The 23507-nt window shown below is 71.0% G+C and carries 20 protein-coding genes; 8 read left to right on the forward strand and 12 right to left on the reverse strand.

Annotated features, from left to right (window positions below):
- The first annotated feature begins 10 nt into the window (after positions 1 to 10).
- From OG985_RS31670 to OG985_RS31685, 4 genes are all read left to right on the forward strand, one after another.
- Entirely contained in the window at positions 11 to 163 is a 153-nt protein-coding gene (locus tag OG985_RS31670) for a hypothetical protein (RefSeq protein WP_371671760.1), read from the forward strand.
- Positions 164 to 253: 90 nt separating this feature from the next.
- On the forward strand, positions 254 to 1441 hold the full coding sequence (locus OG985_RS31675; protein WP_371674554.1) for a PucR family transcriptional regulator: 1188 nt from the start codon (positions 254 to 256) through the stop codon (positions 1439 to 1441).
- A 211-nt stretch (positions 1442 to 1652) separates the two neighbouring features.
- A complete protein-coding gene (locus OG985_RS31680) occupies positions 1653 to 2426 on the forward strand; it encodes an IclR family transcriptional regulator (protein ID WP_371671761.1) in 774 nt (257 codons plus the stop codon).
- On the forward strand, positions 2423 to 3265 hold the full coding sequence (locus OG985_RS31685; protein ID WP_371671762.1) for an SMP-30/gluconolactonase/LRE family protein: 843 nt from the start codon (positions 2423 to 2425) through the stop codon (positions 3263 to 3265). The genes OG985_RS31680 and OG985_RS31685 overlap by 4 nt, the downstream gene beginning before the upstream one ends.
- A 551-nt stretch (positions 3266 to 3816) precedes the next feature.
- On the opposite strand, the gene OG985_RS31690 is transcribed toward OG985_RS31685, so the two are convergent.
- From OG985_RS31690 to OG985_RS31700, 3 genes are read right to left on the reverse strand one after another with little or no spacing between them, the layout of a single operon-like run.
- Positions 3817 to 5211, reverse strand: a complete 1395-nt coding sequence (locus OG985_RS31690; protein WP_371671763.1) for an FAD-dependent oxidoreductase — start codon at positions 5209 to 5211, stop codon at positions 3817 to 3819.
- Positions 5204 to 6448: an MAB_1171c family putative transporter gene (locus OG985_RS31695; RefSeq protein WP_371671764.1), complete on the reverse strand. Its 1245-nt coding sequence runs from the start codon at positions 6446 to 6448 to the stop codon at positions 5204 to 5206. Before OG985_RS31695 ends, OG985_RS31690 begins: the two co-directional genes overlap by 8 nt.
- Positions 6445 to 7050 carry a toxin-antitoxin system, toxin component family protein gene (locus tag OG985_RS31700; protein ID WP_371671765.1) on the reverse strand — a complete coding sequence of 202 codons (606 nt, stop codon included), beginning with the start codon at positions 7048 to 7050 and terminating at the stop codon, positions 6445 to 6447. Before OG985_RS31700 ends, OG985_RS31695 begins: the two co-directional genes overlap by 4 nt.
- A 372-nt stretch (positions 7051 to 7422) precedes the next feature.
- On the opposite strand from OG985_RS31700, the gene OG985_RS31705 reads away from it, so the two are divergent.
- Positions 7423 to 8958: an alpha-N-arabinofuranosidase gene (locus OG985_RS31705; RefSeq protein WP_371671766.1), complete on the forward strand. Its 1536-nt coding sequence runs from the start codon at positions 7423 to 7425 to the stop codon at positions 8956 to 8958.
- A gap of 18 nt (positions 8959 to 8976) precedes the next feature.
- On the opposite strand, the gene OG985_RS31710 is transcribed toward OG985_RS31705, so the two are convergent.
- Positions 8977 to 11982 (reverse strand): beta-galactosidase, encoded by a 3006-nt coding sequence (locus tag OG985_RS31710; protein ID WP_371671767.1) that lies wholly within the window; start codon positions 11980 to 11982, stop codon positions 8977 to 8979.
- Positions 11983 to 12089: 107 nt separating this feature from the next.
- Between OG985_RS31710 and OG985_RS31715 the strand changes: the two genes are divergently transcribed.
- Positions 12090 to 12548 (forward strand): Rrf2 family transcriptional regulator, encoded by a 459-nt coding sequence (locus OG985_RS31715; RefSeq protein WP_371671768.1) that lies wholly within the window; start codon positions 12090 to 12092, stop codon positions 12546 to 12548.
- 83 nt (positions 12549 to 12631) lie between these two features.
- Here OG985_RS31715 and OG985_RS31720 read toward each other — a convergent pair whose 3' ends face one another.
- On the reverse strand, positions 12632 to 13468 hold the full coding sequence (locus OG985_RS31720) for an intradiol ring-cleavage dioxygenase (RefSeq protein WP_371671769.1): 837 nt from the start codon (positions 13466 to 13468) through the stop codon (positions 12632 to 12634).
- 258 nt (positions 13469 to 13726) lie between these two features.
- On the opposite strand from OG985_RS31720, the gene OG985_RS31725 reads away from it, so the two are divergent.
- Positions 13727 to 14377, forward strand: coding sequence for a DUF4360 domain-containing protein (locus OG985_RS31725; protein ID WP_371671770.1), 651 nt, complete (start codon positions 13727 to 13729; stop codon positions 14375 to 14377).
- A 64-nt stretch (positions 14378 to 14441) separates the two neighbouring features.
- On the opposite strand, the gene OG985_RS31730 is transcribed toward OG985_RS31725, so the two are convergent.
- A complete protein-coding gene (locus OG985_RS31730) occupies positions 14442 to 15194 on the reverse strand; it encodes an intradiol ring-cleavage dioxygenase (RefSeq protein WP_371671771.1) in 753 nt (250 codons plus the stop codon).
- Positions 15195 to 15257: 63 nt separating this feature from the next.
- A complete protein-coding gene (locus OG985_RS31735) occupies positions 15258 to 15590 on the reverse strand; it encodes a hypothetical protein (RefSeq protein ID WP_371671772.1) in 333 nt (110 codons plus the stop codon).
- Positions 15591 to 15782: 192 nt separating this feature from the next.
- Here OG985_RS31735 and OG985_RS31740 point away from each other — a divergent pair, with 192 nt between their 5' ends.
- The gene (locus OG985_RS31740) at positions 15783 to 16079 is read left to right on the forward strand and encodes a hypothetical protein (protein ID WP_371671773.1); all 297 of its coding nucleotides are present in this window, start codon (positions 15783 to 15785) and stop codon (positions 16077 to 16079) included.
- Positions 16080 to 16219: 140 nt separating this feature from the next.
- On the opposite strand, the gene OG985_RS31745 is transcribed toward OG985_RS31740, so the two are convergent.
- From OG985_RS31745 to chvE, 5 genes are all read right to left on the reverse strand, one after another.
- The gene (locus OG985_RS31745; RefSeq protein WP_371671774.1) at positions 16220 to 17959 is read right to left on the reverse strand and encodes a histidinol-phosphate transaminase; all 1740 of its coding nucleotides are present in this window, start codon (positions 17957 to 17959) and stop codon (positions 16220 to 16222) included.
- 258 nt (positions 17960 to 18217) lie between these two features.
- Positions 18218 to 19366: an aldose epimerase family protein gene (locus OG985_RS31750; protein ID WP_371671775.1), complete on the reverse strand. Its 1149-nt coding sequence runs from the start codon at positions 19364 to 19366 to the stop codon at positions 18218 to 18220.
- A 183-nt stretch (positions 19367 to 19549) separates the two neighbouring features.
- A complete protein-coding gene (mmsB, locus tag OG985_RS31755) occupies positions 19550 to 20797 on the reverse strand; it encodes a multiple monosaccharide ABC transporter permease (protein ID WP_371671776.1) in 1248 nt (415 codons plus the stop codon).
- On the reverse strand, positions 20794 to 22344 hold the full coding sequence (gene mmsA / locus OG985_RS31760; RefSeq protein ID WP_371671777.1) for a multiple monosaccharide ABC transporter ATP-binding protein: 1551 nt from the start codon (positions 22342 to 22344) through the stop codon (positions 20794 to 20796). Before mmsA ends, mmsB begins: the two co-directional genes overlap by 4 nt.
- 32 nt (positions 22345 to 22376) lie before the next feature.
- A complete protein-coding gene (gene chvE, locus OG985_RS31765; protein ID WP_371671778.1) occupies positions 22377 to 23483 on the reverse strand; it encodes a multiple monosaccharide ABC transporter substrate-binding protein in 1107 nt (368 codons plus the stop codon).
- Positions 23484 to 23507 lie beyond the last annotated feature (24 nt).

Below are 23507 nucleotides of genomic sequence, written 5' to 3' on the forward strand. Positions count from 1 at the left end.
TGACCCTGCGATGTCCAGACTGCTCGCCGTCGTACTCACCGTCGCGCTGGCCGCCGCCCTCGCCGTGGGTGCCGCGTTCGGTATCGTCGCCCTGCTCGAGGCCACGCCCGACCAGCCCGACACCCCCCTGATCACGTACGAGCAAGCAGACCAGGGGAGTTGAGCGGTGACGAGCCGCAACAGCGCCCCCGCGACCGACCAGGCGCCGCGCTCCCGCCCGCCGGCCGCCGCCCACCGCTCCGCCTGGCACGACGTGCCCCGCCTCCAGGTGCGCCGGTTCGCGGCGATCGCCATGGCCGAGGCGCCCGCGCTCGCCGAGGAGATCCTGCGCGAGATCCGCCGCGAGTACCCGCACCTGCCCGCGGTCCTCGACGAGTCGGGCGAGCCGATGGCACTGGTGGGCATCCGGCGAGCGATCGAGGTCTTCGTCCAGCACCTGGAGACCGCCGAGGGCCGCCCGACCGTACCGCCCGGCGTCTTCCAGGAGTTCGGCCGCGGCGAGGGCCTGGGCGGCCGCAGCCTCGACTCGCTCCAGGCCATCTACCGCATGGGCGTACGGCTGGCCTGGCGCCGCTTCGCCGAGATCGGACAGCGCGTCGAGATCCCGCCGCCGGCGATGTACGAACTGGTCGACGCGGGCTACGAGTACCTCGACGGCCTCGTCGACCAGTCCGTACGCGGCTACGCGGAGGCGGCCGCCCGGCAGGCCGGAGAACGGCTGCGGTTGCAGCGCCGGCTGACGGAACTGCTGCTCGCCGAACACCATCGGGGCGACCCCGCCGACGCGGTCACCGAACGGGCCGCCCGCATCGGCTGGACGCTGCCGCGGAAGGTCGCGGTGGGCGTGCTGCTGCGCCCGGCGCGGGAGGCGGTGGCGCCCGCGGTCGGGCAGGGCGTGCTGCTTGACCTGGAGTACGAGCGGCCCCGCATGGTCGTGCCCGAGCCGGACGCCGCCGGCCGCCCCGAACTGCTGCACCGGGCACTGACCGGCTGGGCGGGCGCCATCGGACCGCCGGTGCCGCTGGCCGACGCCGCGAAGTCGCTTCGGTGGGCCGAGGCGGCCGTTCACCTGATGGAGCGCGGGCTGCTGCCGGCCGGAGAGGTCCTGTACTGCACCGAGCACACCGAGGCGCTGGTGCTCCTCCAGCCCCAGGAGCTGATCGACGACCTGTCCCACCGCTGTCTGGCCCCGCTCACCCGCTGCGGGCCCACGCACGGGCGGCGGCTCGCGGAAACACTCCTCGCCTGGCTGGAGACGCGCGGCGGGGCGCCGGAGGTGGCCGCGCGGCTGGGCGTCCACCCGCAGACCGTCCGCTACCGCCTGCGCCAGATCCGCGAACTGTGGGGCGACGAGATCGACGACCCGGACCGCCGCTTCGAACTGGAACTGGTGCTCAGGGCCCAGCGGCTGCGCGGAACACTGGGGGACAGCCGGGGCTAGGCGGGCCGGTCGGCCCGGCCGGGCGTCACCGGTGGGGCGGCCACCCCCGTGCGAACCGGCCCAAAACCACCCCTGACTCACCCGGAGTCACAGGTGGTACACGCCAGCCCATTGCCCGGACATACCACTATGACTAGCCTGTGTTCGTCATGCCGATCGTCTGTTGAAATTTCGAACACAGACGCCTTAAACCCAAGGGAGGGGGCCGGTCGTGGGACGCCTAGTACCTGCCGTGACCCGGGCTCTCGACATTCTCGAGCTCTTCCTCGACGGGGACGGGACGCTCTCCGCCCCCGACATCGTGCGGCGGCTCCAGCTCCCGCGCACCACCGTGCACGAGCTGGTCACCACACTCGCCGCCCGGTCGTACATCGTCCAGGTGCCCGGTCAGCCCGGACGCTACCGGCTCGGAGTGCGCCCGTACCAGCTCGGCAGCCGTTACGCCGAGCAGCTCGACCTCGCCGCCGAGGGCCAGCAGGTCGCCCGCTCGGTCGCCGAGACCTGCGACGAGACGGTGCACGTCGCGATACTCGAGGGCACCGACGTCATCTACATCGCCAAGGTCGACTCCACCCACGCGGTGCGCATGGTGTCCGCGGCCGGCCGCCGGCTGCCCGCCCACTGCACCTCCGTCGGCAAGATGCTGCTCGCCTCGCTCCCGGCGCCGGAACTGACCGCCCGCATCCCGGACGACAGCACGCTGATCGCGATGACCCCGAACAGCATCACCGACCCGGGCGCGCTGCGCGAGGCCCTGGCCGAGATCCGTCAGCGGGGCATCGCGGTCGAGCGCCGCGAGTCCAACCCGGACGTCTCCTGCGTGGCCGCCCCGGTGCACGACCGCACCGGCCGGGTCGTCGCCGCGCTGTCCATCTCGGTACCCATGATCCGCTGGAGCGACGACCGCCGCATCGAGCTGGAGCAGCTCGCCGCCAAGGGCGCGGTCGAGCTGTCGGAGCGCCTCGGTCACCGGAGCGTGGGATGACCTACGAAGTGGCGATACGGGCCGAGGCGGCCCTCGGCGAGGGCCCGACCTGGGACGCGGTCGCCGGGCGGCTCCTGTGGATCGACATCCTCGGCTCCCGGGTGCACACCTACGACCCGGCGTCCGGCCGTCGCACGGTCCGGACGACCGACCAGCACGTGGGCGCGGCCAAGCCGCGCGCGGGCGGCGGGCTCGTCCTCAACCTCCGGGACGGGGTGGGCCTGCTCGACCCGGACGAATCCTTCCGGTGGCTGCACCGCGACCCCGTCCCCGGCCGCCGCGCCAACGACGCCGCCGTCGCGCCCGACGGCACGCTGTGGACCGGCACCATGCGCTACGACGAGGCACCGGGCGGCGGCACCCTCTCCCGCGTCACCGGCGACGGCTCGGTCGAGGTCGTCCTCGACGACGTGGCCGTCAGCAACGGCACGGGGTGGAGCCCCGACGGCCGGCTGATGTACTACATCGACTCGCCGACGCGCCGCGTCGACGTCTTCGACTTCGTGGACGGACGGCCCGTCGACCGGCGCCCGCTCGCGCGGATCGAGGACGGCGCGGGCTTCCCCGACGGACTCACCGTCGACGCCGACGGATGCGTGTGGGTGGCGCTGTGGGAGGGCGGCGCGGTGCGCCGCTACACCCCGGACGGCGAGCTGGACCGGGTGATCGACCTGCCGGTGCCACGGATCACCGCGTGCGCGTTCGGCGGCGCCGACCTCACCGACCTGTACATCACCACGGCCCGCACGGACCTCCGGTCCCCGCACCCGCTGGCGGGATCGGTGCTCGTACTCCCCGGAGCGGGCAAGGGCCTGACCCAGCCGCCTTTCACGGGCTGAACGCGGCACACCCCCCGACGCGGGGAGCCCCTTCGGCGACTGCGCGGCATCGGGTCGCGCGGCATCGGGTCACGCGGCCCCGGCGGGTGGGCGCCCACGACGACCGCGCGGCGCCGAGCCCCGGGTCCGCGCGTGCCTGTGACTGTCCAGCGGTGCCGGGCCGGCGAGGGGCTCCGGCCCGCCCGGGAGCGCCTACGGCGGTCCCGTCGCGCGGCATCGGATGTGCGCGGCCCCGGCGGGTGGGCGCCCAGGGCGGCCGCGCGGCGCCGAGCCCCGGGTGCCTGTGACTGCCCAGTGGTGCCGGGCCCCGAGGGGTTCCGGCCCGCCCGGGAGCGCCTACGGCGGTCGCGTCGCGCCGGGCCTCGCGGTCCCCGCCCGGTGCGCGCTTCCGGCGATCGCCCCCGCGAGTGCCTGTGACTGCCCCCCCGGTGCCGGGCCCCGTGGGCCTCGCGGTTTCCGCCCGGCGGGCGCCTACGGCGACCGCGTGGCGTCGGGCTTCGTGGACCCGGCGGGTGAGCGCCTGGGGCGCCGAGCTCCCGGCCCGCGAGGGCCTACGGCAAGCCCGCCGCCTTGCGTTCTTCCGGTGTCAGGGGTGGTTCCGACAGGGGTGGTTTGAGGGGGCCGAGCGCCGCGGCCAGCAGGACGCGCGGAGCGAGCAGTACCTCCGCTCCGCGCTCCAGCGACATCACGTCCGTCACCTTTCGGGCGATCCGCCCGTTGCCGGTGGCCGTGAGGGTCAGACGGTCGATGTAGGCCGCCAGCAGCCGCTCCCACCGGGAGGGTCCGTCCTGGGTCGCCCCGGGGAAGAACACGTCCTGGCCGACGGCGAGGTCCCACGCCGCCCCGGCCGGCCGGGCGACCGCCTTCTGCACCCGCCGCGACAGTCCGGGCGAACCCCAGCCATGACGCCGTACGACGTCCCGCAGAACCACCGCCTCCTGTGCCGCGACCGACATGCCGTGACCGTAGGCGGGGTTGAAGGCGGCCAGCGCGTCGCCGACGACGGCGAAGTTCTCCGGCCAGGCCGGCATCCGCTCGTAGAAGTGACGGCGGTTGGCGGTCGTGCGGGTGAACGCCACCTCGGGCACCGGCTCGGCGCGGTCCATCAGCTCGGCCAGGATCGGATGCCGTAGCTCCTCGCGCGCGTACCGGTCGAAGTCGGCGGGGTCGGCGGAGGGTTCGCCGCCGCGCGTGCCGAGCAGGGTGACCAGCCACTGTCCGTCCTCGACGGGCATGAGGACGCCACCGCGGCCGGGCTCGCCCGAGCGCGGATCGGCCATCACGGTGACCACCGGGAAGCCGTCCCTGGCCGCCTCCGGCGCCCGGTGCAGGCGGCTCGCGTACGCCAGACCCGAGTCGACCTCCCGCCGGTCGGGTTCGGGCAGCCCGAGCCCCGTCAGCCACCGCGCGGCACGGGACGTACGCCCGGTGGCGTCGACGACGAGACCGGCGACGAGGGTGCGTTCGGTGTCGTCGTGCGCCCGGATCCGGACTCCGGTGACGGCGGCGTCCGTACCCTCCAGGCCGAGCACCTCCGCCCGGTCGACCAGCTCCACCCGGTCGTCCGCGAGCACCTGGGCCCGCACGGTCGCGTCCAGCAGGTCCCGGCCGCACAGCAGCATGAAGTGCGACTCGGCCCAGCGCCGGTACCAGCCCTTCGGCGACAGAGCCACCATGTCGGTGGTGACCGGCAGCCGGTGCGCGCCCGCCTCCCGCAACCGCCCGGTGACACCGGGCAGCAGCTCCTCCAGCGCCCGCGCACCGCCCGACCACAGCTGGTGCACGTGCCGGGCCTGCGGCAGTCCCCGGCGCGGCTCCGGCCCGGCGGGCAGCGCGTCGCGCTCGACCACGACGACACGGTCGGCGACCGAGGTCAGGGCACGGGCGGCGAGCATGCCGGCGAGGGAGCCGCCGAGGACGACGGCGGTGGTGGGGCGGTCACTCATGTACGGGCACGCTCTCTGCGGGGGCGGCCGCACGGGTGCGCACCGCCGCGATCTCGTCGGGGTGGCGGAGGGCTCGGGACAGGGCCGCGATCTCCTGGAGCAGGTCCGTGGTGTCGGGGTCGCCGCAGCCGTCGCCGTCCGGCGCGCGCCGCCCGGCCTCCACCGCGTCCTGGACGGCCACGGCGGCCGCGAGCGCCTTCGCCCGGTCCGGCTCGAAGCCGAGGGCGAGCGCGGCGTCGTACGCCTGCCTGCGCCGGTCCTCGTCGAGATGCCGGGCCAGGGGCAGCAGGACGTCCCGGATGAACGTCTCCCTGCGGATCAGGCGCAGTTCGGGCGTGGCGTGCAGGACGAAGGGCACGCCGCCGCCGTCGACGGCCCGCATCAGCACGTACAGCGGCCGCAGTTGGTGGTGGGCGAGCCGGACGCGCCAGCGGTCGTGCAGGTACTGGCCGGCGTGCGGAAGGATGAAGCCCACGGCGATGAGGATGGCGGACAGACACGCCACCGGCGGGGCCAGGTCCGTGCTCAGCCAGTCCGGGGCGTGGCCGGTCCACCGGGCCACGACGGCGGTGAGCTTGGCGGCGTCGAAGACCAGGTTCATCGCGTAGCCGACGCCCAGCAGTTTCAGGCCCCAGCGCAGCCAGGCGTCGAGCCCGTCGGTGCGGACCCAGTTCCAGATCAGCCGGGAGGTGATCAGCACGGCCACCGTGTGCGCGAGCAGGTAGAGCAGGATCTCCTCGCGCATGAAGGGCGTCGAGGCGTAGTACGTGTCCAGGTCCCGGACCCGCTCGACGGGCGCGTCCGCGGCGGCGAACAGCACCCACAGGGCGACGATCACACCCGAGTACAGCGTGATCACCCACCGCATGGCTCGGCGGGTGGCGGCCGTGCGGTCGGACAGACCGTTGCGCCAGGCGATGATCAGCAGCAGACAGGACCCGCAGAAGGCGGTGAGCAGGGAGTACACCAGGGGAGCCGCGATGTTCGGCACGCCGGTGACCCGGTTGGTCCAGGCGATCGTGGTGGGGGCCGCGAACACGAACACGGAGCAGGCCAGCAGCAGCAGTCCGCCGACCGCGCGCAGCAACGGGTCCTTCCACAGCCTGATGATGGTGGGCAGCTTGATCACCAGGGCCGAGGTGAGGATCGCGGCCGGGATCCAGAAGGAGATGTAGAACTCGTCGAGGACTCCGGCGGGGCTGAGCGCCAGGCCGCCGAGACCGTGGGCGGCTGTCACCGGGTCGTCCCTCCGCGTCCGCGGTAGCCGAGGGCCCGCTGCAGCGGGTCGGGCGGCGGGTGTGCCGCTCCGCCGGACAGGAGGGCCCGGCAGGCGGTGGCCAGCCGGTGGCCGAAGTCGTCGGCCTCGGCCTCGTCCCGCTGGCGGGAGCCGTCCCGGGCGGCGACGGTCAGGGCGACGCCCTTCCAGTCCGGCTGGTCGGCGAGCGCGTGGGCGGCCGCCGTGCCGGCCCGGTGGTGATGGCCGTGTCCCGCGTGCATGTGCCACAACTCGTGTCCGAGGATGACCACTTGCTGTACGGCCTCGGCTCGCTCCTCGACGATGACCAGGTCGAAGTCCTGGAACTCCACCCACAGACCGGTCACTTCGATCTCGTCCGGGAACCGCTCGAAGCGCAGCTCGACGGGCCGTCCACCGCGGCGCGCGCTCATCTCCTCGCACAGCGCCCGGCACAACTCCCGTACGTCCGACGGTGGCCGGGGTCTCGCCCGCAGCGCCGCGGCGAGGTCGGCCGCGAGGCCACGCATCGCCGAGGCGCCCTGGGGGCGCCGCAGCGATGCGGCGATCCGGGCCGCCGTCACCCGCGCGCCCGCGATGTCCATCGCTTCCCCCGTTCACATCCACCGCCGCCCAGCAGGTCGTTCGAGAGTACGCGTCCGGATGTGTTCGCGTCATGTGATCCGGCGACCGTTGTTCAACGGGGAACGAACCCGAAACGATCACTGGGGGGACGGTAATCGGTCATCCGCCACACGCCGTTTTCCGCGCCGTCCGGGCACCCCGACTTCCGTCCGCCCCATTGACGTGCGGGCGCCGCGAAATCTACGGTCCGTTCGAAGTTGCGGGCAACACTCGAAATCTCGAACAGTTCCGGCCGTGCACGACCACGCACGACCACGCACGGCCAAGCAGGACCCGCACGCGAATCCGCATCCCCGAGACGAACCCGAACCCGAACCCCCCGGAAGGAAAAGATGCGCACCGCCCGCTTCACCCTCGACCCCGCCTTCACCGTCGGCGAGGTCAACCCCCGGCTCTTCGGTTCCTTCGTCGAACACCTCGGCCGCTGCGTCTACACGGGCGTCTTCGAGCCGGGCCACCCCGCCGCCGACGAGGCCGGTCTGCGCACGGACGTACTGGAGCTGGTCCGCGAACTCGGCGTCACCACCGTCCGCTACCCCGGCGGCAACTTCGTCTCCGGCTACAAGTGGGAGGACTCCGTCGGCCCCGCCGAGGGCCGCCCCCGCCGCCTGGACCTGGCCTGGCGCTCCACGGAGACCAACCGCTTCGGCCTCTCCGAGTACATCGACTTCCTCAGGAAGGTCGGCCCCCAGGCCGAGCCCATGATGGCGGTCAACCTCGGCACCCGCGGCGTCGCCGAGGCACTGGAGCTCCAGGAGTACGCCAACCACCCCGGCGGCACCGCGCTCTCCGAACAGCGCGTCGCGCACGGCGACAAGGAGCCCTTCGGCATCCGCCTCTGGTGCCTCGGCAACGAGATGGACGGCCCCTGGCAGACCGGCCACAAGACCGCCGAGGAGTACGGCCGCGTCGCCGCCGAGACGGCCCGCGCCATGCGCCAGATCGACCCGGGCGTCGAACTGGTCGCCTGCGGCTCCTCCAGCCAGTCCATGCCCACCTTCGCCGCGTGGGAGGCGACGGTCCTCCAGGAGACGTACGACCTCGTCGACCACATCTCCCTGCACGCCTACTACGAGCCCGTCGACGGCGACGTCGACTCCTTCCTCGCCTCCGCCGTCGACATGGAGTCCTTCATCGAGAACGTGGTGGCGACCTGCGACCACGTCGGCGCGCGGCTGAAGTCGAAGAAGAAGATCAACCTCTCCTTCGACGAGTGGAACGTCTGGTACCTCTCCCGCTGGGAGGAGCACGCCAGGACCGCCGACCCGGCCGACTGGCCGGAGGCCCCACGGCTGCTGGAGGACAACTACAGCGTGCTGGACGCGGTCGTGTTCGGCTCACTGCTGATCGCGCTGCTGCGGCACGCCGACCGGGTGACCGTCGCCTGCCTGGCCCAACTCGTCAACGTCATCGCCCCGATCATGACCGAGCCGGGCGGCCCGGCCTGGCGGCAGACGACGTTCTTCCCGTTCGCCCAGGCCTCCCGGTACGGCCGCGGCCAGGTCCTCGACGTCCGCGTGGACTCACCGACGTACGAGACGAAGAAGTACGGCGAGACCGACCTGCTGCACGCCACCGCGGTGCGCGCCGAGGACGGCACGGTCACGGTGTTCGCCGTCAACCGCGGCCGTGACGACGCGCTGCCGCTCGAAGTCGCCCTGCACGGGCTCGACCTGTCCTCCGTCGTCGAGCACACGGTGCTGGCCGACGCCGACCCGGACGCCCGCAACACCCTCGCCGAGCCCGAGCGGGTCACGCCGTACCAGGCCGAGGGCACGGGCCTGGCGGACGGCGTCCTGACCGCCGTCCTGCGACCGCTGTCCTGGAACGTCATCCGGCTCGCCCCGGGCGACGCCCGGCCCGCGTGACGCACGCCCCGTGGGGCCTCACCGCCCGGGTGAGGCCACCGGGGTCACCGGCACTCCGCCGGCCGCGTGGCCCAGCAGGGTCAGCCGTACCTGTCCCGGGCCCGACTGTGTGGTCCCGTCCGACAGGACCGCAAGGGCCAGTGTGTTGACGCCACGTGTGCGCAGGATCCCGTTCGGCAGGACGAAGGTGTGCTGGGGCCCCACATCGTTGATGTACTGGCCCAGGTTCCAGCCGTTCAGGAAGATCTGCGCGCGGTAGGCGCGTTCCGGACCGTCGACGAGGATCAGCCCGACCGAGGCGTCGATGCCCGCGTCCACGGCCAGCCGGAACGTGGTGCGGTACCAGGTCACCCCCTGCCGGCGGTCGGACCGCGGCAGCTCGACGGTGTCCCAGTCGCTGTCGCCGAAGCCCGGCAGGTGCCAGCCCTCCCGCTCCCCGTACAGCCCGCCGTTGTTCAGCGGTCCGCGCACCGGGTCGGCCGCCGCCTCGCCCTGGAGGCGCCAGCTCACCTCGGGAGAGGCGCCCTTGAAGGTGACCGCCGTCAGCCCGCGAGCGGCCTTGTGGGTGTCGAGCGCCTTGCCGTCCTGGTCGTGCTGCATCCGCCGGACGAGCACGGACAGGACGTGGGAGTCACGGGCGCCACGCCCGTCCGCCGCCTTCTCGCGCAGTTCCTCCCGCAGCCTCTCCGGCACCGCCAGAGTGGCCTTCGCCGCCCAACTTCCGCGCTCCACCGTGCTCTTGTCCGGCACGGGCATGCGGTGGGTGCCCAGCGGCTCCCCGTCCAGCCACGCCATGAGCAGCCCCTGCGTGCCCGTGCTGTAGGCGAGCGAGACCGACTCCACGTCGGTCACGTCCGCGGAGAAGTGCCCCCGGTACCAGACGTCCCCGTAGTGGAAGCCGTAGTCGTCCGCGAACAGGACGGGCTGCCCCTCGGGCACCGGGGTCGTGCTGTACGACGTCCTCCTGTCGGCGGCCTTCCACCGCGAGTCGTCGAAGTCCGGCGCCGACTCCGGGTTCTCCGTCCGCCGCCGCCAGCCGCCGTCCAGCGAGGGCAGGGTCACCGGCCCGGCGCCGGGCAGCAGTTGCAGGCTCAGCAGGCTGCTGGAGGCGCTGACCCGGGTGCCCAGCACGCGCGTGTTCCAGGTGACCTGGTCGATCCCGCGCGGCCCCCAGACCTCGACCCCGGTCGGCCCCGTGGTGTCGCCGGTGAGGTGGACCGTGGAGTCCTCCAGCGCGACCTCCCGCACCAGCGAGGGGCCGTACACCAGCACCGAGCCCGACGGTGTGTCGTACGGCCACAGGCGCAGTGCGGTGGCGTCGTCGGCGAGGAGGATCAGCAACTGCCGGTCGGAGCCGCCGCCGTCGACCAGGATGCGGCTCAGTCCGCCGACGCCGAGCGGCACGGTGATGCGCAGCAGGCCCCGGTCGTACACCCAGGCGACCTCCGCGTCCAGCCGGGCCGGTGTCGGCTCCTCCGGGCACTCCAGGACGATCTGCGCCATCTCGCCGTGCCGCCCCGTGAACACGGCGACGTCCTGCCGCCCGGCGCGCAGGAACATCATCGGCTCGACGGTGGCGTACCGGAACGTCCGCTCCCCGAAGGACAGCCCCGTGGTGAGCAGCCGGGCGTCCCGGGCCGGGACGGTGACCGGCACCTCGATCCCGGCGTCCGGCAGCGGCGAGGAGACCGGCTCCTCGGAGTCGTTGCGCACGACGTAGACATGGGCGTCCGTGTCGGGGTTGACCAGGTGGTAGACCGTGAGCCGCTCGTCCGTGGCCTTCACCCGGGCCGCCCGGTCCAGCTTCGCGAAGTCCGGCACCCGCTGGAGCAGATGCCCAAGCTGGTGCATCGGGGCGAGCTTGGGCGTCTGGTTGCGCCCCTCGTCGAAGGCCGCCCCGTAGTCGTACGACGTGTAGACGACCGGCGCGGGCAGCCAGCCCCACGAGGTGCCGCCGAAGGTCATGTAGACGTTGTGCAGGGTGATCCCGTTGGCGAGGTTCGTGAAGTGGGAGCGCCGCTCGTACGCCGCGTCCCGGGTCCGCCGTGCCTCCGCGTACCCCTTCCCCTGGAGCCCGGCCCCGCCCCACGCGTCGAACCGGCCCCCGCCGAACTCCGGCAGGAAACCGGGGGTCTTCGGGCTGGCGGTCGCCCCGCCCTTGGCCCCGCCGACACCGAAGTCCCCCCAGTCGGGCGGGGTCCGGTCCGGCGCGGGGTACCCGTCGAAGCCGTACAGCCAGCCGCCCTGTTCACCGCCGGTGTCGAAGGACCCGGGCACCCAGTTCCCGTTCGGGCCCGCGTCGTTGTGGAACAGCGGTACGTCGATCCCGTCGGCCCGCACCTTGCGGTACAGGTGGGCCATGTAGTCGCGCCCGGCCGCCCCCGTGACGTCGTACTCGTTCTCGATCTGGTAGAGCAGGACCGTGCCCTTGCCGGAGGTGAACAGGTGCCGTGCGGCGATGGTGTTCACCGCGGTCAGCCACTGGTCGACGTGCTTCAGATACGCCGGGTCGGCCGTCCGGGCCCGGCCCGCGGTGGCCGTCAGCCAGCCGGGGAAGCCGCCGCCGTCGACCTCCGCGTTGATGTACGGGCCCGGGCGCAGGACCACGTACAGACCGGTCTCGGCCGCCGTGCGCAGGAACAGGTCGAGGTCGCGGACACCGGTGAAGTCGTACGCGCCGGGCGCGGGGGAGTGGTAGTTCCAGGCCACGTAGGCGCTGACCGCGTTGTAGCCGTGGGCGCGCATCTTCTGCAGCACGTCCCGCCACAGCGAGGGACTCGGCAGCCGGAACGGATGCATCTCGCCCGACCACAGGACCAGCCGCTTCTCGTCCACCAGCAGCGAGTACCGGTCGAAGCCGACCGTGTGCTCCCGGCCGTCGGCGCTCGGTGCGCCCGGCGCCGGGCCGGTCGGCACGGTGTGGGTCGCGTAGGCGCTGGTCGCCCCGGTGCCGCTGCCGCCCAGCGCGAGTCCGAGCGCCGTGGTGCCGGCGAGGGCGCTGAATGTACGTCTGCTGAGCTCCAAGGGAGCGCCTCCTGTTGTGCCTGTCCGTTCCGCTGCGCCGCGAGGGGCGGGTGGGGTCAATGTCGGGTTGGGACATTGTGCACACCCGCACGCCTCACAATGTTCATATGAGGATCTCGGCACGTGCGGACTACGCGGTACGAGCGGTGCTGGAACTCGCCGTGCGACAGGGCGGCGAGCCGGTGAAAGCCGAGGTCGTGGCCGCTGCCCAGGACATTCCGCACAAGTTTTTGGAGGGCATCCTCGGGGATCTCCGGCGCGGGGGCATCGTCGACAGCCGACGGGGCGGGGGCGGGGGCTACCGGCTGGCCCGGGAGGCGGCGGCGATCACGGTCGCGGACGTGATCCGGGCCGTGGACGGGCCCATCGTCTCGGTGCGCGGCGAGCGCCCCACCGGGCTGGAGTACACCGGGTCGGCGCAGCCGCTGCTGCCGGTGTGGGTCGCCCTGCGGGCCAACGTCAGGAAGATCCTGGAGGGTGTCACGGTCGCGGACATCGCGGCGGACGCGCTGCCCGAGCCGGTACGGCTGCTGGCCGCCGAGCCGGCCTCGTGGGAGAACCCGTGACGAGCATCACGCCGGACCGCCGCCCCTGACCATGACTTTCCTCACGGTCCCAGGGGCGGTGGCCCGTCCGTGCGTGTCCGGGATCAGGCGGTGCCGACACCCACGGTGAGCGTCGCCGTGTACCCGTCCGAGACGCCGGTGCCGAGGGCCGTCAGGGTCAGCAGGCCCGAGGAGGCGCCGCCGTCGTCGTAGATGGTGTCGTCGGCCAGGGCGGTCTCCTGCGTGGTGTTGTCCGAGTACGGCGACAGGGCCTGGACCTCCTCGTTGATGTCGGGGTCGAAGAAGAGCTGGCCGGTGTGGATGACCTCGCCGCCGGTGTAGGAGTCGTCGGTGAGCGTCACGTCCGTGTGCACCCGCATATGGACGTGGACGGCCCGGGAGACGTAGTGCCCGGGCCAGACGGACGTGATGCTCGCCTGTCCGTTCGCGTCGGTCATCTGCCCGCCGCGCAGGAACGTGCCGTTGTCCTCCTCCTGGTGTCCGTTGCCGCCGACGAAGCCGGAGTACTCCCCGAGGGAGTCGCAGTGCCAGATCTCGACCAGGGCGTCGGCGAGCGGCGCGCAGTCGTCGTCCTGGTCGACCACGGTGAACGTGTACCGGACCTCCACGCCCTCCTGGTCCTCCCTGATGTCCTCGCGCACCAGCGCCCCGTCCAGCGAGTACGGACCCTCGGTGACCTCGGCGTTCAGGGTGCAGACGCCACTGGAGGCGGACGCGGACGCGGACGCGGAGGCGGAGGCGGCGTCCGTGGTCGTCGTCGCGGTCCGGTTGTCCGCGGGGTCGGCCGAGGCGATGCCGGTGATCGCGAGGCCGCCCGCCACGGCCGCGGTGCCGCCGCCGATCAGGACGCGGCGGCGCTGGATGCCCGTGTTCCGGCGGTGCCGGCCGGGCTGTTCTTGGTGTTCCTGGTTTCCCGTCATGCCGAGTGAAGGTAGGGGCGCAGCTGAGGAAAACCTTGATGTGCGGCTGTGAACCGCCTGGGGATGTGTCCGCCAACACCTGTTGTTTTCAACCAAGTTCGGGCGCTGTGAAATCCGCGTCTGTGAATGGCCGGAGTTCGCCCTGACCGTCCCGGGTGCGGCTCCCTACGCTGCGATCGCCCCCTCGCTTCACAGAATCCCCACAGATTCTCCAAAGGCCGGGGGCGCAGCCACCCCCCCAACCCACTAGGAGAGACCATGACCGGTGGACTCCTGTTGAGCGGCGCGATCGCCGCTCTTCTCACCACCGCGCTCCCCGCGCACGACCCGTCCGGCGGGTTCGAGGACCCGCCCCCGGACAAGATTGTCATCAAGGTCGCCACGGTGAACGGCTCCGGCTGTCCGCAGGGCACGGCCGCGATCGCCGTCTCCCAGGACAACACCGCCTTCACCGTGACCTACAGCGACTACCTCGCCCAGGCCGGCGGCGACTCCGCGCCCACGGCGTTCCGCAAGAACTGTCAGCTCAACCTGCTCGTCCATGTCCCGGCGGGCTTCACCTACGCCATCGCCAGCGCCGACTACCGCGGCTTCGCCGCGCTCCAGCCCGGCGCGAACGGCACCCAGAGAGCCTCGTACTACTTCCAGGGCTCTCCGAACACGGCCGCCAAGACCCATCCCTTCAACGGCCCCTACAACGACAACTGGCAGGCCACCGACACCACGGACTGGGCCCAGCTGGTCTGGGCCCCGTGCGGGGTCCAGCGCAACTTCAACATCAACACCGAACTGCGGGTGACCGCCGGCAGCCAGTCGCCCGGCAAGGTCAGCTTCATGACGATGGACTCGACCGACGGGGACATCAGCACGGTGTACCACCTGGCGTGGCAGGAGTGCCCGGACTCCTGACCGCGGCAGCGGCCGAAGGCCCCGGGGGGCCGCGCGTGCGACGGCGGTTCCCCGGGGCCCCTGCTCAGCTCTGCTCCACGCCCAGGGTCAGGGTGCCCGCGTAGCCCGACGAGGCCGAGCCGCCCAGCGCGGTGAGGGTGAGGAGGCCGGACGCGGCGCCTCCCTCGTCGTAGATGCCGTCCTGGGCGAGCGTGGTGCGGGTGACCGTGTTGGTCGAGTACGGCGAGAGCGCGGCGATCCTCCCGGTGATCGTCTCGTTGAAGAAGAGCTGCCCGGTGTGCAGTTCCCGGCCGCCGGTGAACGAGCCGTCCGAGGTGAGCGTGACGTTCGTGTGCACCTTGACGTGGATGTGCACGCAGCGCCCGCGGTACCAGCCGGGGTAGATCGTGGTGATGCTCGCGACGCCGCCGGAGTTCGTCAGGACACCGCCGCGCAGAAAGGTGCCGTCGTCCGGTTCGCTGTGGCCGTTGTTGCCGACGAAGCCGGAGTACTCGCCGAGGGCGTCGCAGTGCCAGATCTCCACGAGCGCGTTGCTCAGCGGGACGCAGGTGTCGTCGTCGACGACGGTGAGGGTCAGTTTGAGCGGGGCGCCGGGTTTGCCTTCGGTGACGTCGGCGCGGACGTACTGTCCGTCGAGGTAGTAGGGGCCTTCGGTCATCTCCTTCGTGAGGGTGCAGACGGCCGCCGCGGCCGGTGCCGCGTCGGCGGTGGGGGCTTCGGGCGCGGCGGCACCCACGGCCAGGGCGACGGCCGTGGCGCCGGTGGCGATCAGTACGGTGCGGCGCCCGATCGGGGTTGCTCCTGAAGTGTCTGTCATGAACACGGCACCCTAGAAACGGATGCTGTCGGTCAGCTGTCAGTCGGGCAAAGTGACAGCCCGTCAAGTTGCTTGCGAGACAGCCTGAACCGGCCGTGGCGCCAGGAGCCGGGCGATGCCGGCGAGGGCCGCGACCGCCTCCGCGACCAGCAGCGGATGCCCGACGAGCCACAACTGGACACCCTCGAACGGGTCGGAGTCGGTCAGTGTCGTGCGCTCCAGCAGCCAGGACGCCGAGAAAAGCAGGCCGACAACGGCCGTCCCGACGCGGAACGCCGGATAACAGGCGGTCTGGGTCAGCGGCAGCATCGGCAGCGGGACGACGAGCAGCTGGGTCAGCTCGATCGACACACCCGACGCGTTGCGGATCTTCGACCGCTTCCACCGCACCGACACGGCCCGGAGCCTGTCCTGATCCGGCCTCGGCCTCGCCATCGTCCGTGACGTGGCCGAGAGCCACGGCGGCACGGTGTTCGCGGGGCCGCGCCACGGGGGCGGGGCGGAGGCCGGGTTCGGGGTGAGCGGTTCCCGGGTCTTGCGGCAGGGCCGGGGTAGCGTGGCCAGCCACAGAGCTGTGGAGGGATGTGGATGGGGCTGACCGCACGCGTCAGACGACGGATCTCCGAGGACTACCCCGAACGGGACGGACAGGTGGTCGAGGCACTGCTCACCCAACTCGTCACCCACCTGAACGACAGAGGGGACAGAGAGGACAAGGAACGGATCGCCGCCGCCACGCTCCTGTGCGGCCGGGGGCGGGTGGACCGGCTCCTCGACGCCGTGCAGTCGGCCAGAGAGGACTGGCGGGACGTCCTGGTGGGCGCGGGTCTGGCGGACGCGGACTGGTCCGACCGGATGAACACGGAGTTCGGCTTCGAGTCATGACCGGTCGCCGCACGAGGTGACACGGCGACCGGGGCGCGTCGGCGGGCCACCCACCGAAGCGGCGCACAGCCGCCGCCCTACGCCCCGGCCGCCGAGCGGCCTCCATACACGGTCAGCAGCCGGCCGTAGGCCGGGCGCCGTTATCCCGCCTGGCCCATCCCGGCCGCGTTCGGCCAGCTCTGGGCGTTGGGCCAGCCGGTTGCCGGGGCCGGGGCCAGGTTGCCCGGGCCTCCGGGCGGGCCGGTGGTTCCCCGTACCTGGGCGGCCGTGAGGCCGCCGCGTGCCGGGACGCCGGGCGGGGTCGGGCCGGTCATCGCGGCCGCGGCCGGGATCGGTGCGGCGGCGGGAACCGGGGCCGGCATCTGCATGGGCTGCGGAGTCGGCATCTGGGTCGGCATCGGCGCGGGCGCCGGCATGGGGGCGGGCGCCGGGTAGCCGACGGGCTGCGGGGCCTCCTGGATCACGGCCGGCGCCGGCATCGGCATGCCCGCCCCGCCCGTCTGGCCCGGCTGCGGCAGCTGACCCGACTGGTTCATCTGGGCCATCTGAGCCATCATCGCCAGCTGCGACATCTGGGCCGCCGCCGGCAGCGGCATCCCGCCGCCGGCGGCCGGGGCTGCCGCGGGGCCGGGAATGCCGGCTCCGACGGCCTGAGCGGCCAGATTGTGCATCCCGGCCCCGTTGGTGGCGCTGACCAACCGGTCCACGGCCGCCGTACCCGAGCTGTAGCTGGTCCCTGTAGCCAGCTCGGGCACGGCGGCTCCCCTCCTGGTCCCGTAGAGCACCTGTTCCAGGCCGGACACCAGGCGACGGACGTCCACCTGGGGACGCACCACGAGTCTCAGGAAGCGACTGGACGAGCCGATCTTGTTGCCGCACTCACGGACCAGGATGCGGTGCTCGGTGAGCAGCCGGTCCCGGACCACGGTGCCCTCCGCGCCCACGGGGAGGCGGACGAAGAGGAAGTTGCCCTGCGACGGGTAGACCGTCAGACCGGGCAGCGAGGAGAGCTGGCTCGCCATGTCCAGGCGGTCGCGACGCACCTGGTGCAGGCTCTGCGCGTACTCGGCGCCGTGCTCCTTGAGCATGAAGACGACGTACTCGGCGAAGGAGTTGAGGTTCCACTTCGGGAGCATGGAGCGGACCCGGCCCGCGAGGGAGGGGTTGGCCACCAGGTAGCCGAAACGGATGCCGTGCAGGCCGAAGTTCTTGCCGAGGCTGCGCAGCACGATGACGTTGGGCCGCAGCATGGCCTCCTGGACGACGCTCGGTTCGGCCTCGGCGTCCGCGAACTCGAGGAACGACTCGTCGATGATCACCAGGTCCAGGTCGGCCATCGCGTCCATGAACTGCACGAGCGCGTGCTTGTGCAGGAAGCCGCCGTCGGGGTTGTTGGGGTTGCAGATGACGGCGACGCGGGTGCCCCGGGCGCGGATGAACTCGGCGTACTGGGCGAGGTCGAGGGCGAACCCGCTGGACTCCTGGAGCGGGAACATGTCGACCCGCTTGCCGGTCTCCATCGGCTGGTCGGTCCAGCGGCCGAAGGTGGGGACCGGGATGGCGAGCGACTCGCGCACCAGCAGGTGGTCGATCCAGGTGATCAGCTCCGTGGAGCCGTTGCCCATCGCCACGCACTGCGGGGGGAGCTGGAGCAGGTTGCACAGCTCGGACGTGATCGTGTCGGCGCCGCTCGGGTAGTACGTGATGATGTCCCGCAGCCGGGCCGACATCTCGTCGAACATGGCCGGGGTGGGGAAGTACGGGTTGCACGGGATGCAGAAGTCCACCGGGCCGGAGCCGTCGCCTTCACGCGTCAGCGCCGCCATCGACGGGCTGTGCGCCGCTGTGCTGCGAAACAGCGAGGTGACGTTGTCAGCCAATTGGAGCCTCCGTAGGGGGCGGGCCCGGCGGGGACGACCGGGCCCGTCGTCTGGGTGGCCCGTGCGGGGGAGCACGGGCCACTTCTAGATACGGAGGCGGATGTGGCGCTGTTCAACCTGTGTGAAAGTGGTGTGAGTTACGGAACCGAAGGTTCGGGTTACGCGTCGGGGGCGGTCCCGGCGCCCGGAAGGGGCGCGGGGAACTGCGTGACCGGCCACAACGGACCCGCAGCTCCCCACGGCAGACCCTGCGGAACGCTACGAGCCGAAGGTGTGAACCGTCGTCGTCCGGTACGTGTGACCGGGCCGCAGAACGGTCGAGGGGAACTTCGGCTGGTTCGGTGAGTCCGGGAAGTGCTGCGTCTCCAGGCAGAGCGCGTCGCCCTGGCGGTAGATGTGGCCGCCGGTGCCGACGAGGGTGCCGTCGAGGAAGTTGCCCGAGTAGAACTGCAGACCGGGCTCGGTGGTCGCGATCTTCAGGGTGCGGCCGGAGGACGGGTCCCGCAGGGTCGCGACGTGCTCGGGCTTGCCGGTGATGCCCTTGTCGAGGACCCAGTTGTGGTCGATGCCCTTGCCGTACAGCAGCTGCTGGTCGGCGACCCGGATGTCCTCGCCGACGGACTTGGTGTGCCGGAAGTCGAACGGCGTGCCCGCGACCTTCGCCAACTCACCGGTGGGGATCAGCCCCGAGTCGACGGGCGTGTAACGGGCGGCGGCGATCTTCAGCTCGTGGTCGTAGATCGAGCCGCTGCCCTCGCCGGCCAGGTTCCAGTAGACGTGGCTGGTGAGGTTGACCACCGTGGCCTTGTCGGTGGTGGCCGCGTAGTCGATGCGCCAGTCGCCGTGCTTGGTGAGGGTGTACGTCACCTTCACCTTGAGCGTGCCCGGGTAGCCCATCTCCCCGTCGACGCTCGTGTAGTAGAGGTGCAGGCCGACGTCGGAGCCCTTGGCGAACGGCTCGACGTCCCACACGTGCTTGTCGAAGCCCTTGACGCCGCCGTGCAGGCTGTTGACGCCGTCGTTGACGGAGAGCTGGTAGTTCTTGCCGTCGAGGCTGAACTGGCCCTTGGCGATGCGGTTGCCGTAGCGGCCGATCAGCGCGCCGAAGTACGGGGTCTTCGCGACGTAGTCCTCGATGTTGTCGAAGCCCAGCGACACGTTCTTGTACCGGCCGTGCCGGTCGGGGATCTCCAGTGACTGGACGATGCCGCCGTAGGAGAGGACCTTCAGCTTCGTCCCGCCGTTGGCCAGCGACCAGCGGTAGACCTTCGTGCCGTCGGCGAGCTTGCCGAAGAGCGACTTCACCGGCGTCCTGCCTCCCGTGGCGTGTGCCGTGCCGCCGAGCGTGGTCGCGGCGACTCCCGCGGCCGCGGCGCCCGCGATGACCGTACGTCTGTTCAGTTCCATGTGCGGCTCTCCCTTTTATCAGGGCTCGGTTCGCCTCCGGGACACTCCAGCCGGTGGTCGAGCGACCGACCGTGCTCAGCCCTGCGGGCCTCCGCGCGCTCGGCCTCTCGACATCGGCGTGCCCCTTCGGCTCACTCGCCCAAGTGGAGGGGGCCCTGCCGTCCGACAGGGCCCCGAGCTGACTTACGAACCGGACTTGCGCTTGTTCCACACGTCGAAGCCGACCGCCGCCAACAGGGCCAGGCCCTTGATGACCTGTTGCCAGTCGGTGCCGACACTGAGGAGGTTCATGCCGTTGTTCAGCACACCGAGGACGAGACCACCGATGATCGCGCCGAGGACGGTACCCACACCGCCGCTCATGGACGCGCCACCGATGAACGACGAGGCGATGGCCTCGAGTTCGAAGTTCAGTCCCGCCTTCGGGGAGGCCGCGTTCAGGCGGGCTGCGACCACCAGACCCGCCAGGGCCGCGAGCACGCCCATGTTCAGGAAGACGAAGAAGGTGACCTTCTTGTCCTTGACGCCGGACAGCTTCGCCGCCGGCAGGTTGCCGCCGATCGCGTAGATGTGACGGCCGAAGACGGCGTTGCGCATGACGTAGCCGTAACCGACCACCAGCGCGCCGAGGATGAGCAGCACGATCGGCGCGCCCTTGTAGCTGGCGAGCAGCATCGTGACGACGAGGATCGCGGCGACGATGGCGACGAGCTTCAGCAGGAAGATGTTCTTCGGCAGCACGACCAGCGAGAACTCCTGCTGGCGCTTGCGGTCGCGGACCTCCTGAAGCACCGCGAAGACGATCAGGGCGAGGCCGAGCAGCAGCGTGATGTTGTGGTAGTTCGTGTTCGGTCCTGTCGCCGGCAGGAAGCCGTTGCCCATCTTCTGCAGTCCGTTGGGGAACGGGCCGAGGGTCTGGCCCTCCAGCAGGATCTCCGTCATACCGCGGAAGAGCAGCATGCCGGCGAGGGTGACGATGAACGACGGTATGCCGAGATACGCGATGAGGAATCCCTGCACCGACCCCGCCACCGCGCCCACCAGCAGGCTCAGGACCAGGGCGATCGGCCACGCCACATCGTGTTGCACCGTCAGCACGGCGGCGAACGCGCCGATGAACGCGGTCAGCGAGCCGACCGACAGGTCGATGTGGCCCGCGATGATCACCAGCATCATGCCGATCGCGAGGATCAGGATGTAGCTGTTCTGCAGCACCAGGTTGGAGACGTTGCGCGGCAGCAGCAGGTCGCCGTCGGTCCACACCGCGAAGAGGGCGACGATCAGGCCGAGGGCGATCAGCATGCCGTACTGGCGCATGTTGCGGCGCAGGCCGTCCAGCATCAGCTGCAGCAGGCCACCGCCCGCGGTCGAGCCGCCGGACTTCCCGGGCGGCGCCGGGGCCGGGGTCTTGGCGGTCACATCCGTGCTCATCGGGTTACCTCTTTGTCCTTCGTCATCTGACGCATCAGCGATTCCTGCGAGGCCTCGGCTCGTGAGAACTCACCGGTCAGCCGCCCCGCGGCCATCGTGTAGATGCGGTCGCACATGCCGAGCAGCTCCGGCAGCTCGGAGGAGATGAAGACGACCGCCTTGCCTTCGGCGGCCAGCTTGTCGATGACCGTGTAGATCTCGAACTTGGCGCCGACGTCGATGCCACGCGTCGGCTCGTCCAGGATCAGCACGTCCGGGCCCGCGTAGATCCACTTGCTGAGGACGACCTTCTGCTGGTTGCCGCCGGACAGCTTGCCCGCCGGCTCGAAGACGGTCGGAGCCTTGATGTTCATGGACTTGCGGAACCGCTCGGCGACCTGCCGTTCCTCGTGCTCGTCGACCACACCGCGCTTGGAGACCTTGTTCAGGGAGGTCAGTGAGATGTTGCGGTTGATGGTGTCGATGAGGTTGAGGCCGTAGTGCTTGCGGTCCTCGGTGACGTACGCGATACCGTGCCCGATCGCCTCCGGGACGGTCTTGGTACGGATCTCCTTGCCGTCCTTGAGGACCGTGCCGCCCGCGTACCGGCCGTAGGACCGTCCGAAGACGCTCATGGCGAGTTCGGTGCGGCCGGCGCCCATGAGGCCCGCGATACCGACGATCTCCCCGCGCCGCACGGAGATCGACACGTCGTCGGCCACCTTGCGCTGCTGGTCGATCGGGTGGTGCACGGTCCAGTTGCGGATCTCCAGCGCCGGGGCGGCGCCCGCCTCCGCCTCGTGCGGGGTGCGCTCGGGGAAGCGGTGGTCGAGGTCGCGGCCGACCATGCCGCTGATGATCCGGTCCTCGGTGGTCTCCGGCGCCTTCACGTCGAGCGTCTCGATGGAGCGCCCGTCGCGCAGGATCGTCACCGAGTCGGCGACCCTGCGGATCTCGTTCAGCTTGTGGGAGATGATGATCGAGGTGATGCCCTGCTTCTTCAACTCCAGGATGAGATCCAGGAGTTTGCCGCTGTCCTCGTCGTTCAGGGCGGCCGTCGGCTCATCCAGGATGAGCAGTTTCACCTTCTTCGACAGCGCCTTGGCGATCTCCACGAGCTGCTGCTTGCCCACGCCGATGTCGGCGACGCGGGTCTCCGGGTGGTCGTCGAGACCGACCCGGCGCAGCAGTTCGCTGGCGTGCCTGAGCGTGTCGTTCCAGTTGATGAGCCCGCGCGTGGCGTGCTCGTTGCCGAGGAAGATGTTCTCCGCGAGCGAGAGGAACGGCACCAGGGCCAGCTCCTGGTGGATGATGACGATGCCGCGTTGTTCGCTCGCCCGGATGTCCTTGAAGTGACAGGTCTCCGAGTCGAAGAGGATCTCGCCCTCGTAACTGCCGTGCGGATGGACGCCGGAGAGCACCTTCATCAAGGTGGACTTCCCGGCGCCGTTCTCGCCGCAGATGGCGTGGACCTCGCCCTGACGGACGGTCAGTGTGACGTCCGACAGCGCTTTGACGCCGGGAAAGGTCTTGACGATCGAGCGCATTTCCAGGACGGGTCCCGCCATGGTCGTGCCTTCCAATCCTAGGGGTTCGGCGCTTACTTGAGCTGGTCAGCCGTGTAGTAGCCGCCGTCCACGAGCACCTTCTGGTAGTTGGCCTTGTCGACGCTCACCGGCTGCAGCAGGTAGGCGGGGACGACCTTGGTGCCGTTGTCGTAGGACTTGGTGTCGTTCGTCTCCGGCTTCTTGCCGGTGAGGACGTCGTCGACCATGGTCGTGGCGACCTCGGCGAGCTTGCGCAGGTCCTTGTAGACGGTCTGCGTCTGCTCACCCGCGATGATCGACTTCACCGAGGCGAGTTCGGCGTCCTGGCCGGTGAGGACCGGCAGCGGCTTGCTCTTGGAGCCGTAGTCGTCCGACTTCAGCGCCGACAGGATGCCGATCGAGATGCCGTCGTACGGCGAGAGCACCGCGTCGACCTTCTCGCTCTTGTACGACTTGGTGAGGATGTCGTCCATGCGCTTCTGCGCGGTGGCGCCGTCCCAGCGCAGGGTGGTGACCTGGGTGAGGCCGGTCTGGCCGGACTGGACGACCAGCTTCTTCTTGTCGATGTACGGCTGCAGGACGCTCATCGCGCCGTTGAAGAAGTACTTGGTGTTGTTGTCGTCGTTGGAGCCGGCGAACAGCTCGATGTTGAACGGGCCCTTGCCGCTGGCCAGTCCGAGCTTCTCGACGATGTAGTTGGCCTGGAGCTGGCCGACCTTCTCGTTGTCGAAGGACGCGTAGTAGTCGACGTTCTTCGTGCCGAGGATGAGGCGGTCGTAGGAGATGACCGGGATGTCGGCGTCGGCGGCCTGCTGGAGCACGTTGCCCAGGGACTTGTTGTCGATCGCGGCGACGATCAGCGCCTTGACGCCCTGCGTGATCAGGTTTTCGATCTGGTTGACCTGCTGGTCGGGGTCGTCCTCGCCGAAGACGAGCTTGGTCTTGTAGCCCTTGGCCTTGAGGTCCTTCTCGACGTTGGCGCCGTCGGTGATCCAGCGCTCGGAGGACTTGGTCGGCATCGCGATGCCGATCGTGCCGCCCTTGGCGTCGCCCTTGTCCTCGTTGCTGCCGCCTTCACCGCTCTGGCCGCAGGCGGACAGGGTGAGGGCGAGGGAGGCGGCTCCGGCTATCGCGGCGAGGGCGGCTCTGCGGTTACGCATGATCATCATCCTTGATGTGTGTGC

It is taken from the genome of Streptomyces sp. NBC_00289 (genome assembly GCF_041435115.1).
Taxonomy (GTDB): Bacteria; Actinomycetota; Actinomycetes; order Streptomycetales; family Streptomycetaceae; genus Streptomyces.

What these genes read in the sequence shown, in the direction of transcription:
- OG985_RS31705 (WP_371671766.1), top strand. Translation starts at nt 7,423, where the DNA reads ATGCGCACCGCCCGCTTCACCCTCGACCCCGCCTTCACCGTCGGCGAG.
- mmsA (WP_371671777.1), bottom strand. Translation starts at nt 22,344, where the DNA reads ATGGCGGGACCCGTCCTGGAAATGCGCTCGATCGTCAAGACCTTTCCC.
- mmsB (WP_371671776.1), bottom strand. Translation starts at nt 20,797, where the DNA reads ATGAGCACGGATGTGACCGCCAAGACCCCGGCCCCGGCGCCGCCCGGG.
- chvE (WP_371671778.1), bottom strand. Translation starts at nt 23,483, where the DNA reads ATGCGTAACCGCAGAGCCGCCCTCGCCGCGATAGCCGGAGCCGCCTCC.
- OG985_RS31685 (WP_371671762.1), top strand. Translation starts at nt 2,423, where the DNA reads ATGACCTACGAAGTGGCGATACGGGCCGAGGCGGCCCTCGGCGAGGGC.
- OG985_RS31700 (WP_371671765.1), bottom strand. Translation starts at nt 7,050, where the DNA reads ATGGACATCGCGGGCGCGCGGGTGACGGCGGCCCGGATCGCCGCATCG.
- OG985_RS31730 (WP_371671771.1), bottom strand. Translation starts at nt 15,194, where the DNA reads ATGACAGACACTTCAGGAGCAACCCCGATCGGGCGCCGCACCGTACTG.
- OG985_RS31740 (WP_371671773.1), top strand. Translation starts at nt 15,783, where the DNA reads ATGGGGCTGACCGCACGCGTCAGACGACGGATCTCCGAGGACTACCCC.
- OG985_RS31690 (WP_371671763.1), bottom strand. Translation starts at nt 5,211, where the DNA reads ATGAGTGACCGCCCCACCACCGCCGTCGTCCTCGGCGGCTCCCTCGCC.
- OG985_RS31725 (WP_371671770.1), top strand. Translation starts at nt 13,727, where the DNA reads ATGACCGGTGGACTCCTGTTGAGCGGCGCGATCGCCGCTCTTCTCACC.
- OG985_RS31720 (WP_371671769.1), bottom strand. Translation starts at nt 13,468, where the DNA reads ATGACGGGAAACCAGGAACACCAAGAACAGCCCGGCCGGCACCGCCGG.
- OG985_RS31750 (WP_371671775.1), bottom strand. Translation starts at nt 19,366, where the DNA reads ATGGAACTGAACAGACGTACGGTCATCGCGGGCGCCGCGGCCGCGGGA.
- OG985_RS31715 (WP_371671768.1), top strand. Translation starts at nt 12,090, where the DNA reads ATGAGGATCTCGGCACGTGCGGACTACGCGGTACGAGCGGTGCTGGAA.
- OG985_RS31670 (WP_371671760.1), top strand. Translation starts at nt 11, where the DNA reads ATGTCCAGACTGCTCGCCGTCGTACTCACCGTCGCGCTGGCCGCCGCC.